The following is a 13,587-nucleotide window of genomic DNA, read 5'->3' on the forward strand; positions in this document are numbered from 1 at the left end:
GCCGTGACTGGTGGGGCAATCCCGTTGTTCCGAGCTGGTACACCGAGGCGTCGCTCGTTCTCGACCTCGACGGCAACCCGCAGCCGCTCGTCGAGCGCGAGGAGCCGAGCGAGATGGCGGTCACCGTCGGCGCCGACGGATTCTCCTACACTCGCGAGGGTGACGTCGACAAGGGATTCAAGCTCGGCGACACGCTGTAGCCCGCGACGCGGCATCCCCTCTGTGCTTTCGGGCCGAGCGGATGCCGCTTCGTCGTTTGCGGGGATCGATCGGTCCCACAGGGCGACCCACAATGCCCACGAACCGCCGTTTCGGACCGATCAACTGCCAGCGACACTGAGTGGCGACTCTACGACGAGGCGGACGGTGGAAGCATCCACCGTCAGCGAGCGCGTCGGCTCAGTCCGCGTCGCTCCCGACGAGCACAGCACCCGCGTGACCCATCTCGGCGAGTGCCGCGTCACTGGTTTCGCGCGCGACACCGGCGATGAGGTCCGTGAAGACGCGGACGTGCCTGCCGTGTTCGACGGCATCCAGAACGGATGCCCGCACACAGTAGTCGGTGGCGATCCCGGCAACGTCGACCTCGGTCACGCCGTGCGACTCGAGCACATCGGTGATCGTGGCGCCATCAGACGCTCCGCCGTCGACGAGGCCGTCGAAGATCGAGTACGCCGGTTCGCCCTGCCCCTTCTTCACGTGGAGCGTGATGTGTGACTGGTCGAGGGCTGGGTGGTAGTCGGCTCCCGGTGTCCCGGCGACACAGTGCACGGGCCAGGTGTCGAGGAAGTCGGGCTCTTCGCCGATGCGGGCGAAGTGTCCGCCGTTGTCGCCGTCCGGACTGTGCCAGTCGCGCGAGGCGATCACGAGGCTGTAGCTGTCTGCTGCCCGCTCGAGGTAGGAGGTGAGGTGGGTGGCGACGGCGGTTCCTCCGTCGACGCCGAGCGCGCCCCCCTCGGTGAAGTCGTTCTGCACGTCGATGATGAACAGTGCCCTGGTCATGATGCCTCCCGGTGTCGTGATCGCCTTTCAGGCTACCGTCGCCCCGCACGCTCAACAGGCGGATTCTGCCGCGGGTCACGCCCAACAGGTGGAATCGCCGCGTTTCGCCAGCCAGCACCTGTTGAACGCGCGTCAGTTGTTCGACAGGTTGCCGCCACACCGGTAGAACGCTGTGGTCAGGGTGTCGATCGCCGTGCGGGCGCTGGCGCCGACATTCCCGGTGGCGAAGATCGCGAAGATCAGCGTGGAGCCATCGGCGGCGTCGATCATCCCGGTCAGCGTGTATGCCGACGAGATCGAACCGGACTTGGCGCGCACGTGCCCACGCGCGACGGCGTTGTCTCCGAAGAACCGGTTCGAATAGTTGAGCGTGCCGGATTCGCCGGCGACGGGCAGCCCGTCGCGAAGGATGCCGAGGTTCCCCTCCCGCGCGTGAATCTTCACGAACAACGCCGTGAGGTACGACGGGGCGACGGCGTTGTTGCGGCTCATGCCCGAACCGTCCGCGATCCGCAGGGCGGAGGTATCGATCCCGTACACCCGAAGCGCCTCCGGAATCGCTGTCGCGAGCGCGTCGATCGTGTTTCCCGCGCCGAGGGCGATCGCCACGTGCCGAGCCACCATCTCGGCCAGCGAGTTGTCCGACGGAATGAGGAACTGCGGGATCAGGGTCGACAACGGCTGCGATGAGACGGATGCCAGCTCGGCGGCTCCCGGCGGCGCGGTTCCCTGTTCGACAGAGACTCCGCCGAAGTACTGCGCGAACGCTGCTCCTGCCCGCCCGACCGGGTCGTCGCCGCGTTGGGAGAGGAACACCCGTGGGTCCGCGCGGTCAGCGTCCACCTGCAGCGCGGTGATGTGGGAGAGCCATCCGGTTCCGCGTTCTGTGGGCGGCCAGGTGTCTCCCCAGGTCTTCCCGCCGAAGTAGCTGGAGTCGAGGACGATACGGGTGATCGGCGTGCCGGGGAACCGGGACTCCCACTCGGCTTTTGCCTTGCCGGCGAGGTCGTCGAGGTGTGCTGCGCCGGTGTAGACCGGCTCCTGCCCGGAAGGCAGGCGGGTCAGGGTGAGGTCTCCCCCGCCGACGAGCACGATGGTGCCGGGCTCGGCACCGGCGACGACGCGTGTTGTCGCCCGGAAGTCGGGTCCGAGCACGTTCAGCGCGGCGGCGGCCGTGAGGACCTTCATCGAGCTGGCGGTCTGCGACGCCGTCGCCGGGTCGCGTTCGAACAGCAACTGGCCGTCGGCGGTGAGGACCTGGGCCTGGAGTTTTCCAAACCGACCGTCGTCGAGCAGCCAGGCGACGGAGCAGGTCCGGAGGGGCGACGCCGTCTGCTCGACCGTCGACACCGGGCGGGGCGGCGGTGTGGTCTCGGTCGGCGTCGGTGTCGGGGTGGCGGTCGGTGTCGCCGCAACCGGCGACGGCGCTGTCGCGGCTCCGAGGGCGACGGCGCCGCTTCCGAGCACAGCGAAGGCAGCAACGGATGCCGTGACCAGCCACGCAAAGCGGTGACGGCTCAGGGAGGCGCCGATGCCCCCGCGCCGATGAGCGGTCGAGCGACGAACGGGCGCGCTCGTCGTGGCATCCGCTCCCCCCTCGGGAGGATGACGGGCGTCGTCGCCGGGCAACACGGTGGGCACTCGAGAATCGTACCGGGAACGCCTCACAGCGTCCCCGGGGAATTCACTCACCGGGGTAGACGAGGCCGATCTGTGCGCGGATGTCGTCGAGAGTCGCGAGGATCGACACGGTCTCGGCGTGGGGCAGCAGCGCGGATTCGAGTTCGCCGGTCGCGACGAGCCGTTCGAGCTCGAGCGCCTGGAACTGCATGCCACGACCGACAACAGTCGACGTGAAGGTCTCGAGAACCTCGTCGTCGTTGTTGTACACGGTGAAGGAAGTCGGCGTGTACCAGACGGCGTCGATGTCGATGCGGCCGTCGGCACCGAGAATGCTCGCGACGTTCGGCCCGTGGGCGTTGCTCGCCGAGAACGTGGTGGCGACGCGGTCGTCACCATAGGTGAAGATCGTGGCGACGCTGGCGTCTGCCCCGGTCTCACGGAACGTGGCGGATGCCGTCACCTGCGCGGGAGTACCGAACACGGCGCTCGCGAAAGAGATGGGGTAGATGCCCAGGTCGAGGAGGGCGCCGCCGCCGAGTTCGAGCGCGTTGAGACGGTGCGACGGGTCGGACGGGAGGTGCTGGGTGTGGTCGGCCACGATCGAGCGGAGCTCGCCCAGGGTGCCTTCGGCGAGGATCTCGCGGATCCGGGCCATGTGGGGCAGGAAGCGGGTCCACATCGCTTCGAGCACGACGAGTCCGAGCTCGCGTGCGCGGGCAGTGACGGCCTCGGCCTCGCGCGCGTTGAGGGTGAACGGCTTCTCGACGAGCACGTGCTTGCCCGCCTCGAGCGCGAGCAACGCCTGCGCGGCGTGGAACGGATGCGGCGTGGCGATGTAGATCGCATCGACCTCGGGGTCGGCGACGAGGTCCTCGTAGCTGGAGTGCACGTTCGGAACGCCGAACTTCTCAGCGAAGGCGGCGGCCGTCTCCGCGCGGCGGGATCCGACCGCCTGCAGGGTGAGTCCGTTGAGGACGAGGTCGTTGGCGAATGCCTGGGCGATACCGCCCGGCCCGAGGATGCCCCAGCGGAGCCCAGTTGTAGTCACCGGTTTAGACTACTGGCGACGACAGCAGGGAGGCGACATATGACGGGACCTCAGCATGTCATCCTGACGCCCATCGGAACCGCGGGTTTGCGCGCGCTCGTCTCCGGGAACCTCGCCGAAGCATCACGGATCACCGGTTTCGATCTTCCCGAGGAGTACCTGACGGCGTCCTGGTTGTGGCAGTTGCGGTTGGAGCAACTCGAGGAGAGGCCGGCCGATGAACCGTGGGTCGCGTGGATTGCCGCCCGCGCCGACGATCGCAGGGTGATCGGGCGGTCGGGTTTCCACGGCGCCCCCAACGCCGACGGCATGGTCGAGCTCAGCTACGCGGTGTCGCCCGAGTTCCGTCGGCAGGGCTTCGCGACGGCGATCCTCGGAGAAATCGTGGAGCGGGCGAGGCGGCATCCGGACATCCGCGTCCTTCGGGCGACGATCAGCCCCGACAATCCCGCCTCGCTTGCGACCCTGATGAAATTTCCGTTCCGGCACGTGGGTGAGCAGATGGATGAGATCGACGGTCTCGAGCTGATCTACGAACTGCCTGTCGACGAGACCCGGCCGGGCGGCTAGCGTCCCGCCCCGACGAGCTGGCGGGCAGGCATCCGGCGATCGGGAACACGATGCCCAGGATTCTGCGCTGCCGGAGGGCGTGCAGCCCGCTGCGGCACCTGGTGGGTGGGCACGTTCGGTTGCGGGCGAGCGGATGCCGGCGGCGGCTTCGGTTTCGTCAGGGGCTGCGGCTGGCGGGCAGTTCCCCCGCCGGTCATGAGGAACTGCGGCGGCAACGACCGCTCGAACAGTCCGTAGACGTTCTGCACGGCTTCTTCGGCCGAGCCCCAATAGCCGACGAGTTCGCGTTTCGCCGGATCCGCATTCCACGTCACGGCACGGAAATACAGTTCCCGTTCGGCGCCGAGCCTGAGCCGCCTCACTATTGCGATGGGCTCCTTGGCGGCCGAATGCGTGACGACCCATTCCACCGGGGTGGTGACGTTCGACAGGTCGGGCATGACTCGAACGCTACGTGCAGCGGCCGACATTCCGATCGGGCGGTCAGTCGGCGAGCGCCTCTTCGATTCGGGCCGCGATGGCGGCGTGGCCCTCATCGTTGACGTGAGCGGCGTCGGGGAGGATCATCGCGGCGGTGAAGATGGGCGGGTCGATCAGGCTGATGTGGCTGCCGCCGACCGATTCGGCCGCTTCCTTCACCAGTGCGTCGAACGTGGTGGAGGTGGGACCAGCTGCTCTCGCCGCTGGAATCGAGGGCCCGACGGCGATGATTCGCGCATCGGGGAGCCCTTCGCGCAGCGAATCGTAGGTTGCTTCGATGGCCGCACGCGTGGCATCCGGGTCCTCGGTGAATGCCGTGAAGTCGTTCTGACCGCCGGCGACGACGACGACGTCCGGCCGGTTCTTGACCGCCTCGGCCACCATCTCCTGATAGTTGGGGCAATACTCCTTGCCGCAGCCGTTCAGGCCGCTCGTGGCCAGGTAACCGGTGCCGCCGCGGCCGAGATTGACGGCCTTCCAGCCCTCGCCGGACGCGACGAGGCTCGCCCACGCGAGCGTCGGTATCGAGGCGCCGTATCCCGAGGTGTAGGAGTCGCCGATGAATACCGCGATCGGCTGGGTGGCTTTGGTCGGTGCCGGCGCGGACACAGCCGGGCTGGCGCAGCCCGACAGCCCCAGGCCAGCGGTCACGGCCAAAACGACGAGCCCTCGTCGGAGTCGAGGTGCCCGGGTCGCACGGCTCGAATTCATGAGTGCCTCCAGACTGCTTGGAAGCCTAACCCGAGAATTGCTCGTGTTCTCGCCCCAGTTCGAGGGCGAGCGGCTGCCATCCAGGCCGAGCCGTGCTGAAAAATCTCGTCAACCACAAAACCCCCTCCGGGGAGGGGGTTGAATGGAGCCGCCTGTGGGAATCGAACCCACGACCTTTTCATTACGAGTGAAACGCTCTGCCGACTGAGCTAAGGCGGCGAGTGACATCACGGAACCCGAGGGTTTCTGCGACGCACAGCTATCGATCTTACCCGGTGTTTGGACCGGTTATGAACACTTCGGATCTGAGCTCGGCACGATTCCGTCGATCAGGAAGTCGTCGACGACCGAATTGATGCAGTCGCTTCCCTTGTTGTACGCCGTGTGGCCCTCGCCCTCATAGCTGACGAGAACACCACTCTCGAGCTGCGCCGCGAGCGACTCCGCCCACTCATACGGCGTCGCCGGGTCATTCGTGGTTCCGATCACGAGGATCGGAGCGGCACCCTCTGCGGTGATTTCTTTCCGCTCCGCGCCGTCTGGGTACGGCCAGTTCGCGCACCCGATGTCGCCGTAACCGAAGTACGGTCCGATCACGGGTGCCGCCTCGGCGAGCTGGGCTGCCTCCGCCGCCATCCGCGCGGGGTCGGCGTCGTAGGTGTAGTCGCGGCAGTTGTAGGCCGAGAACGCTTCGCTCGAGTTGTCGGCGTAGCTGCCGTCCTCGTTGCGGCCGTTGTAGGCATCCGCGAACGAGAACGCGTATTCAGCTGACCCGTTCATGACCGAGGCGAGCATCTCACTGAGCAGCGGCCAGCCCTGCTCGGGCGAGTAGAGCGGATAAATGATGGCGGTGAGCAACGAGTTCGAGCCGAGCATACGGCCGTCGGTGTTCCGGATCGGGGTCTGGTCGACGGATGCCATCAGCGCGCCGATCACGGAGAGCGCCTCTTCCGTCGTGCCGCTGAACGGGCAGTCGCGTGAACCGATGCAGTTGTCGAGGTAAGCGGCGAGCGCGCTCTCGAAGCCCTTCGCCTGGGTCTCGTTGACCTCGTAGATGCCCGATGAGGGGTCGATCGCACCATCGAGAACGAGCCGCCCGGCCTTGTCCGGGTAGAGCTCGGCGTAGGTCGCACCGAGGAAGGTGCCATACGAGTAACCGAGATAGTTGAGCTTCTCGTCACCGAGCAGTGCACGCAGCAGGTCGAGGTCACGAGCGGCGTTCACCGTGGTCACGAACTCCAGCGGGTCCCCGGTGTTCGCAGCGCACGCGTCGCCGAACTCCTGCGCGCTCGCGGCGACCTCGGCGAGCCAGGCGTCACTCCCCCGCTCCGCCTCCGCGATGCCGTAGAGGTACTCGTCCATCTCCTCCGGTTCCAGGCAGGACACCGGAGTCGACCTGCCCACTCCCCGCGGGTCGAATCCGACGACGTCGTAGCTGGCCTGCAGCCGTTCGTCCGTGGCGAAGTCGACGGAATCGGCGACGAAGTCGAACCCGGAGCCGCCGGGGCCGCCGGGGTTGAGGAGCAGGGAACCGATTGCGGTTCCCGTGGCGGGCTGCCGCACGAGAGCGAGTTCGATCTCACCGTCTTCCGGGTTCTCCCAGTCCATCGGTGCGGCGGCCGTGGTGCACTGCAGGTCGTCGTTGCACTTCTCCCAGACCAGCTGCTGCTCATAGAACGGCCGAAGATTCGCGGCGACGTTCTCCTTGGTCGGCACCGACGTCGCGACCGGCTGCTCGGGGAAGAACGCGGTGACGCAACCGCTCAGGGTGAGCGCGAGGGTTGCCCCCAGTGCGATGAGCGCCATCCGGGTGCGGCGGCGGGTGGCCGGGATCGGTCGAGTCACGGATGGGTCTCCAATAGGGAATCGGAACACGGGGGAACGCGTCTAGCGAATCGCGGTGACGAGCATGGCTTCGAGTGCCAGCGCGGGAGCGACGTTGCCCTCGATCCGCTGGCGTGCCTCCTGGATGGCATCCATCGTCGCCATGGTCTCGGCCGGGGTGGATGCCTCGCCGGCCGCGGTGAGGGCGTCGGAGAGTTCTCGGTTGATGATCGTCTCCGAGCGGCCGAGCTGCAGCATGATGATGTCGCGGTAGAGCGAGAGCAGATCGACGAGGATCCGGTCGATGCCGTCGCGCAGGCTCCGGGTGGCGCGGCGTTTCTGGTCGTCTTCGAGCGACCGGATCTGCGAGCGCAGGGCCGGCGGCAACGTCTGCCCTGGTTCGACGCCGAGCGAGCGCAGGGCGTGCTCGCGTTCCTCCGCATCGCGCTGTTCGGTGTATGCCTTCGCGTCGTCGCCCGCGATCGCGAGCATTCGCGCGGCGGCGAGCACGGCGTCGGACACGGAGCGGATGCCGAGTGCTGCGGTCAGCGTTTCGTCGCGCCTGGCGCGCGCGCCGGCATCCGTCGCCAGCCGGTGGGCCATGCCGACGTGAGATTGCGCCTGGCGCGCGGCTCGTTCGGCCAGTTCGGCGTCGACGCCGTCACGGCGGACGATGAGGTCGGCAACCTCGGCGACGTCCGGCACCCGCAGCCGGATCGCTCGCACCCGCGAGCGGATCGTCGGGATGAGGTCGGCATCGCTGGGCGCGCAGAGCACCCAGACGGTGCGTTCCGGCGGCTCTTCGAGCGCCTTGAGTAACACGTTCGAGGTCCGCTCGGCCATGCGGTCGGCGTCTTCGATCACCATGACGCGGTAGCGGCCGACGGCGGGCGAGAACTGTGAACTGCGCACGAGTTCACGCACCTCATCGATCTTGATGATGACGTTGGGGGTCGCGAGCACGGTGAGGTCCGGGTGGGTGCGCGCGTCGACCTGAGCGGCGGTGACGGGGTCGCCGTCCGGGTCGCGGCTGAGCAGAGCGGCCGCGAACGCATAGGCGAGGTTCGACCGACCGGAACCGGGCGGGCCCGTGATCAGCCAGGCGTGGGTCATGGCACCGTGGGCGTCTCCCCCGCGGTCGGCGGCGGCGTCGCGAAGCAGTGAGACAGCGTCTGCCTGCCCGATGACGTCATCCCAGGTGGCCATGGCCTCCAGCCTACCGGCAGCCCCCGACACGGCGACGCGCTCAGAGAAGGGTGGTGACCCGGGAACGGATGCTGTCGGCGAGCGATTCGATGGCATCCGTCGCGTCGAGCACGAGGAAGCGTTGCGGTTCACTGGCAGCGAGTTCGAGATAGACCTGCCGTACGCGGCGGTGGAATGTCGACGCTTCGTTCTCGAGCCGGTCGAACCGGGTGCGCGCCGAGTCGAGGCGCAGCCGGGCGGCGTCCTCGTCGAGGTCGAGCAGCACGGTCAGGTCGGGCATGAGTCCCCCGGTCGCCCACGTGGACAGGTCCCGCACCTCGTCCATGCCGAGGTCGCGGCCTGCGCCCTGGTAGGCGATCGAGGAGTCGATGTAGCGGTCCTGGATCACCACATCACCGCGTTCGAGCGCCGGGCGTACCTTCGTCGCGATGTGGTGGGCACGATCGGCCGCGTAGAGAAGGGCCTCAGCGCGCGGCGCGATGTCGCCGCGGTGGTGCAGGACGATTTCGCGAATCTCCACGCCGACGTCGGTTCCGCCGGGTTCACGGGTGCGCACGACCTCGCGGCCCCGGCTGCGAAGCCAGGACTCGAGCTCGGCAGCCTGGGTGGACTTGCCCGAGCCGTCACCACCCTCAAGGGTGATGAACAGCCCGGGATACGCCTCGCCCACTACTCCGCCGGCTTCGCGACCGGCTTCTTCGCCGCGGGCTTCTTGGCCGTTGCCGTCGAGACGCCGGTTTTCGCCGATGCGGCGGTCTTTTTCGCAGCAGCCGCCGTCGGCTTCTTCGCTGCGGGCTTCTTGACCGCGGCTTTCTTGGCGGGAGCTTTCTTGGCCGGTGCCTTCTTGCGCGGAGCAGCCGGTCCCTTGGCACGCTTGTCGGCGAGCAGCTGAACCGCGCGGTCGAAGTCGACCTCCTCGACCGACTCGGCCTTGGGGATCGTCGCGTTGGTCACGCCGTCGGTGACGTACGGGCCGAAGCGGCCGTCCTTCAGCTTGATCGGCTTGCCGCTGACCGGGTCTGCCTCGAATTCCTTGAGCGCACTCGACGCTCGACGGTTGCCGTACTTCGGCTGGGCGAAGATCTCGAGCGCGCCAGGCAGCTCGATCTCGAAGATCTGGTCTTCGTTCTCGAGGGAGCGGGAGTCAGTGCCCTTCTTCAGGTACGGACCGAACCGACCGTTCTGTGCGGTGATCTCCTCACCCGATTCGGGATCGGCACCGACCACGCGGGGCAGCGACAGCAGCTTGAGCGCCGTGTCGAGGTCGATCGAGTCGAGCGACATCGACTTGAAGAGGGATGCCGTCCGCGGCTTGACCGCGGCGGCTTTCTTCTTCGCCGGCGCCTTCTTCTTCGGCGCATCCGTCACTTCGCCTGTGGCGAGGTCGACCGCGGGTTCTTCGGCAACCTCCGGCTCGAGCTCGGTCACGTAGGGGCCGAACCGGCCGTCCTTCGCAACGATCTCCTTGCCGTTCTCCGGGTTCACGCCGATGACACGGTCGGTGAGCACGGGGGCGTCGATGAGTTCCTGCGCTTTCGCGAGCGTGAGCTCGTCTGGAGCGAGATCCTCGGGAATGTTGATCCGGCGGGGAACGGCAGGTTCGCCGTCCGCCTGAGCCGGCGCCGTGGCATCCGTCACTTCGAGATACGGGCCGTATTTGCCGATCCGGATCGTCACCGTGTCGCTGAGACGCAGGGAGTTGATCTCGCGCGCATCGATCTCACCGAGGTTGTCGACGACGGTGCGGAGCCCGCGGTGGTCGTCGCCGCCGTAATAGAAGGACTTGAGCCACGCGGTACGGTCCTGCTCTCCACCGGCGATGCGGTCGAGGTCGAGTTCCATCTCGGCGGTGAAGTCGTACTGGACCAGGTCGTTGAAGTGTTCCTCGAGCAACCGGACGACGCTGAAAGCGATCCAGGACGGAATGAGCGCCTGGCCGCGCGCGGTGACGTATCCGCGGTCGGTGATCGTCGCGATGGTCTGCGCGTAGGTGGACGGTCGACCGATACCCAGCTCTTCGAGCGTCTTGACGAGGCTCGCCTCCGTGTAGCGCGGGGGCGGCGAGGTCTCGTGACCCTTGGCGTCGACGTCGGTGAGGATAAGCGACTGGCCCTCGGTCAGCGGAGGAAGCTTCGCCTCACGTGCAGCGTTGTCTGCAGCGTTGCGCTCTTCGTCCTGACCTTCTTCATAGGCGTGGAGGAACCCGCGGAAGGTGATGACGGTTCCGGATGCCGTCAGCTCAGCACGCTTGCCGGCCGCGTCCGCTTCGATGGTCACCGTTGCTGTCGACCCCTTGGCGTCGGCCATCTGGCTGGCGACGGTGCGCTTCCAGATCAGCTCGTACAGCTTGAAGTCCTGGCCGCGGAGGCTTCCGGACAGCGAGGACGGAGTGCGGAACGTGTCGCCGGACGGGCGGATCGCCTCGTGGGCTTCCTGTGCGCTCTTGTTCTTGCCGGCGTACAGGCGAGGCTTGTCCGGGATCGTTTCCGCGCCGTACAGGGCGGTCGCCTGGTCGCGGGCAGCCTTGATCGCCTGGCTCGAGAGCGAAGGCGAGTCGGTACGCATATAGGTGATGTAGCCGTTTTCGTACAATGACTGGGCGACGCTCATTGTCTGCCGTGCCGAGAAGCGCAGCTTGCGTGCGGCCTCCTGCTGCAGGGTCGACGTGGTGAACGGCGCGGCCGGGCGGCGCGAGTATGGCTTCGACTCGACCTTGGACACGACGACGGATGCTCCGGGTGCGGCAAGAGCGGCGGCGATCGTCTGCGCGGACTGCTCGTCGAGCGGCACGGCCTTGCTGGTGAGCTTGCCGGTGTCGTCGAAGTCACGGCCGGTGGCGACGCGTTCGCCGTCGAGACGGACGAGGCGGGCTTCGAAGTGGGTGGAGTCGGCGTCGGGAGCAGCCTGGGCGGTGAGCCCCCAGTATTCTGCGGCGGTGAAAGCGAGTCGTTCGCGTTCGCGTTCGACGATGAGGCGGGTGGCGGCGGACTGGACGCGACCGGCCGAGAGACTTGGGCCGACTTTCCGCCACAGAACGGGCGAGATCTCGTACCCATATATACGGTCGAGGATTCGTCGGGTTTCCTGGGCGTCGACGAGGGCGACGTCGAGGTCGCGGGTGTTGTCTTTGGCAGCGAGAATTGCGTCTTTGGTGATCTCGTGGAAGACCATCCGCTTGACGGGAACCTTGGGCTGGAGAACCTGGAGCAGGTGCCACGCGATGGCTTCACCTTCGCGGTCCTCATCAGTTGCGAGGAGGAGTTCGTCGGCGTTCTTCAGCGCGCGCTTGAGTTCCGCGACGGTTTTCTTCTTGTTGTCGGAGACCACGTAGTAGGGCTCGAAGTCGTTTTCGACGTCGACGGCGAACTTACCGAACGCGCCCTTCTTGAGTTCAGCCGGGAGGTTCTTGGGTTCGGCGAGGTCACGGATGTGTCCTACGGAACTGAGTACCTCATAGCCGTCGCCGAGATACCCGGCGATCGACTTCATTTTGGTCGGCGACTCTACGATGACCAATGTTTTTGTGCCTGGCACCCGACTCCTTTCGTCGTGCACACCATACACACCATTTACGCGTGTCCACCTAATCGCCGAACCCTCGTCACATCAGCGCGGCCCTCTTGATAAGACCGGGGGAAAGAGCAGAATGGGGGCTATGAGTACATCAACGGCACGGACCTACACGGCAAAGCTCACCGATGGGCCGCTCGAGGGCAAGACCCTGTCGGCTGACTTTCTGGAGTCGGGCGACCCGCGCCCCACCGTTGACATTGCTGGCCAGGGCAAGACCTATGTCTATGCGCGGACATCCGGCCAGGAGTTCGAGTCCGAGGACTCGGACCGCCCGAGCGCCGTCAACTACCGGTACCTGACCACGAACTTCGACTGAGCGTCGGCCCGGCGACACGGGGCTGGCTCGCTCGTCCAGGACAGCGGATGCCACACCGCTGCACGCATGTGCAATTCCGCCGCCGACGGTGATCGCCCCGGTGGTCCTGCACGTGAGGCGACGCTGAGGGTCACTCCGGTGGTCCTGCGCGCGAGGCGACGCTGACGGTCACTCCGAGCACCCGTCGCGTCGCCGTGATCGTCACCTCCAGTCCGTCGACCGTGCACTCCCCCAGCTCGGCCCCGTTGAGCCGAGCCGCCTCGGCCGCGTTCGCGCAGGGATAGCCGGCAACGAGTCCGGAAGCGGTGTCGGCCGCGGCAAGAGCCGCCGCATCCGCTGCGTTCGCTGTCAACTGTCGCGTGGTGAGGGCGGCATTGAGCGGGAGCGCGAGCCCCGTGAGCAGCAGCACAGCGGTGACGAGGGCGACGGCGAGCACCGACCCGGAACCCTGATCTGAAGCGAATGGCTCGCGAGAGTCGCGTCTTCCCACTGACGACCCCGGTGGATGCCGCGGCATGCGCCGCTCCTAGATCCCGCCGGCGAGGGCGCATCCGGACGCGCTCACTCGCACGCCGGCGATCGCCGCCGGACCGAACCCGGCCGGCGCGCTCACACGGACGCATACGAACTCGCCCTTCGTTGACGTACTGATCGTCGCGGCCGAAACGATCCGGTGTACCCGCGCTGCCGCCACTCCGGGAGGATCGCCGCGCGCGAGGGTCCTGGCCGCGTCGGCAGCGGCATCCGTCAGGCGAACCTGTTGAGAGGCGACCTGGATCGCGCCGAGGCAGCAACCGAGCACGAGAACGACAACGGGGATCGCCACAGCGAATTCCGCCGCGGCGCTGCCGCGTTCCCGGTTCTTCACCCCGGAGGGTGTCCGGCGGCGACCTGCCCGAACGGAGCCGCCGCCGGACGTGTGAAGGCGCATGGTCAGCCGTTGACCGTAAGCGCCCGGCGAACGAGGTCGGTCAGGATGCCGCGGACCTCGTCGGATCGCATGATGACGACGAGCAGGCCGGCGAAACCGACCGCCGCCATGGTGGCGATCGCGTATTCGGCCGTCGCCGCACCGCTTTCGTCGGCAAGGCCGCTCCGTACTCGCTGTAGTTGTTCTCGTAATCGCGCCATGTCGGGTGTTCTCCTTATTACTGATGGGTATTGCTGATGGTTGGGTGCTGAGTGTGTGGCGCGAGGACTTCCATCGTCGCCGCGCTGTCGGGCACGATTCGAG

At 67.1% G+C, this 13,587-nt stretch carries 14 protein-coding genes, 1 tRNA gene and 1 pseudogene; 3 read left to right on the forward strand and 13 right to left on the reverse strand.

Annotated elements, in window-relative coordinates; all coding sequences use genetic code 11:
• Positions 1-200 (forward strand): annotated as a pseudogene (locus D9V29_RS01290) (3,4-dihydroxyphenylacetate 2,3-dioxygenase); the annotation flags it as partial.
• A gap of 199 nt (positions 201-399) precedes the next feature.
• Here D9V29_RS01290 and D9V29_RS01295 read toward each other — a convergent pair.
• The 3 genes from D9V29_RS01295 to D9V29_RS01305 form a co-directional block, all read right to left on the reverse strand.
• The gene (locus D9V29_RS01295) at positions 400-1,002 is read right to left on the reverse strand and encodes an isochorismatase family protein (RefSeq protein ID WP_121671527.1); all 603 of its coding nucleotides are present in this window, start codon (positions 1,000-1,002) and stop codon (positions 400-402) included.
• 132 nt (positions 1,003-1,134) lie between these two features.
• Positions 1,135-2,643: a D-alanyl-D-alanine carboxypeptidase/D-alanyl-D-alanine endopeptidase gene (gene dacB, locus D9V29_RS01300; protein WP_229790388.1), complete on the reverse strand. Its 1,509-nt coding sequence runs from the start codon at positions 2,641-2,643 to the stop codon at positions 1,135-1,137.
• Between the two features lie 43 nt (positions 2,644-2,686).
• Positions 2,687-3,673 (reverse strand): Gfo/Idh/MocA family protein, encoded by a 987-nt coding sequence (locus D9V29_RS01305; protein ID WP_121671528.1) that lies wholly within the window; start codon positions 3,671-3,673, stop codon positions 2,687-2,689.
• A gap of 39 nt (positions 3,674-3,712) precedes the next feature.
• Here D9V29_RS01305 and D9V29_RS01310 point away from each other — a divergent pair, with 39 nt between their 5' ends.
• Positions 3,713-4,243 carry a GNAT family N-acetyltransferase gene (locus tag D9V29_RS01310; RefSeq protein WP_121671529.1) on the forward strand — a complete coding sequence of 177 codons (531 nt, stop codon included), beginning with the start codon at positions 3,713-3,715 and terminating at the stop codon, positions 4,241-4,243.
• Here the strand turns inward: D9V29_RS01310 and D9V29_RS01315 are convergent.
• The 7 genes from D9V29_RS01315 to topA all read right to left on the reverse strand — a co-directional run bounded on the left by D9V29_RS01315 (position 4,240) and on the right by topA (position 11,998).
• Positions 4,240-4,683, reverse strand: a complete 444-nt coding sequence (locus D9V29_RS01315; protein ID WP_121671530.1) for a hypothetical protein — start codon at positions 4,681-4,683, stop codon at positions 4,240-4,242. The genes D9V29_RS01310 and D9V29_RS01315 overlap by 4 nt on opposite strands.
• A 43-nt stretch (positions 4,684-4,726) precedes the next feature.
• Positions 4,727-5,434 (reverse strand): SGNH/GDSL hydrolase family protein, encoded by a 708-nt coding sequence (locus D9V29_RS01320; RefSeq protein ID WP_121671531.1) that lies wholly within the window; start codon positions 5,432-5,434, stop codon positions 4,727-4,729.
• A 143-nt stretch (positions 5,435-5,577) separates the two neighbouring features.
• Positions 5,578-5,653 (reverse strand) — tRNA-Thr (locus tag D9V29_RS01325).
• Between the two features lie 69 nt (positions 5,654-5,722).
• A complete protein-coding gene (locus D9V29_RS01330; protein WP_229790387.1) occupies positions 5,723-7,279 on the reverse strand; it encodes an alpha/beta hydrolase in 1,557 nt (518 codons plus the stop codon).
• Positions 7,280-7,321: 42 nt separating this feature from the next.
• Positions 7,322-8,464 (reverse strand): DNA polymerase III subunit delta', encoded by a 1,143-nt coding sequence (locus tag D9V29_RS01335; RefSeq protein ID WP_121671533.1) that lies wholly within the window; start codon positions 8,462-8,464, stop codon positions 7,322-7,324.
• 40 nt (positions 8,465-8,504) lie between these two features.
• Positions 8,505-9,134: a dTMP kinase gene (tmk, locus tag D9V29_RS01340; RefSeq protein WP_121671534.1), complete on the reverse strand. Its 630-nt coding sequence runs from the start codon at positions 9,132-9,134 to the stop codon at positions 8,505-8,507.
• Entirely contained in the window at positions 9,134-11,998 is a 2,865-nt protein-coding gene (gene topA / locus D9V29_RS01345) for a type I DNA topoisomerase (protein WP_121671535.1), read from the reverse strand. The genes tmk and topA overlap by 1 nt, the downstream gene beginning before the upstream one ends.
• 121 nt (positions 11,999-12,119) lie before the next feature.
• Between topA and D9V29_RS01350 the strand changes: the two genes are divergently transcribed.
• Entirely contained in the window at positions 12,120-12,353 is a 234-nt protein-coding gene (locus D9V29_RS01350) for a hypothetical protein (protein WP_121671536.1), read from the forward strand.
• 130 nt (positions 12,354-12,483) lie between these two features.
• On the opposite strand, the gene D9V29_RS01355 is transcribed toward D9V29_RS01350, so the two are convergent.
• The 3 genes from D9V29_RS01355 to D9V29_RS01365 are packed head-to-tail and all read right to left on the reverse strand — an operon-like array spanning position 12,484 to position 13,484.
• On the reverse strand, positions 12,484-12,870 hold the full coding sequence (locus tag D9V29_RS01355; protein ID WP_121671537.1) for an Rv3654c family TadE-like protein: 387 nt from the start codon (positions 12,868-12,870) through the stop codon (positions 12,484-12,486).
• Between the two features lie 9 nt (positions 12,871-12,879).
• A complete protein-coding gene (locus D9V29_RS01360) occupies positions 12,880-13,284 on the reverse strand; it encodes a TadE family type IV pilus minor pilin (RefSeq protein ID WP_121671538.1) in 405 nt (134 codons plus the stop codon).
• A 2-nt stretch (positions 13,285-13,286) separates the two neighbouring features.
• The gene (locus D9V29_RS01365; RefSeq protein WP_121671539.1) at positions 13,287-13,484 is read right to left on the reverse strand and encodes a DUF4244 domain-containing protein; all 198 of its coding nucleotides are present in this window, start codon (positions 13,482-13,484) and stop codon (positions 13,287-13,289) included.
• Positions 13,485-13,587 lie beyond the last annotated feature (103 nt).

It is taken from the genome of Mycetocola manganoxydans (genome assembly GCF_003667545.1).
GTDB lineage: Bacteria > Actinomycetota > Actinomycetes > Actinomycetales > Microbacteriaceae > Mycetocola_A > Mycetocola_A manganoxydans.

Bases quoted from the DNA above. Each gene is read 5' to 3' on its own strand.
- D9V29_RS01320 (WP_121671531.1), bottom strand. From the start codon at position 5,434: ATGAATTCGAGCCGTGCGACCCGGGCACCTCGACTCCGACGAGGGCTC.
- D9V29_RS01315 (WP_121671530.1), bottom strand. From the start codon at position 4,683: ATGCCCGACCTGTCGAACGTCACCACCCCGGTGGAATGGGTCGTCACG.
- D9V29_RS01335 (WP_121671533.1), bottom strand. From the start codon at position 8,464: ATGGCCACCTGGGATGACGTCATCGGGCAGGCAGACGCTGTCTCACTG.
- D9V29_RS01295 (WP_121671527.1), bottom strand. From the start codon at position 1,002: ATGACCAGGGCACTGTTCATCATCGACGTGCAGAACGACTTCACCGAG.
- D9V29_RS01310 (WP_121671529.1), top strand. From the start codon at position 3,713: ATGACGGGACCTCAGCATGTCATCCTGACGCCCATCGGAACCGCGGGT.
- D9V29_RS01350 (WP_121671536.1), top strand. From the start codon at position 12,120: ATGAGTACATCAACGGCACGGACCTACACGGCAAAGCTCACCGATGGG.
- D9V29_RS01360 (WP_121671538.1), bottom strand. From the start codon at position 13,284: ATGCGCCTTCACACGTCCGGCGGCGGCTCCGTTCGGGCAGGTCGCCGC.
- D9V29_RS01365 (WP_121671539.1), bottom strand. From the start codon at position 13,484: ATGGCGCGATTACGAGAACAACTACAGCGAGTACGGAGCGGCCTTGCC.
- D9V29_RS01355 (WP_121671537.1), bottom strand. From the start codon at position 12,870: ATGCCGCGGCATCCACCGGGGTCGTCAGTGGGAAGACGCGACTCTCGC.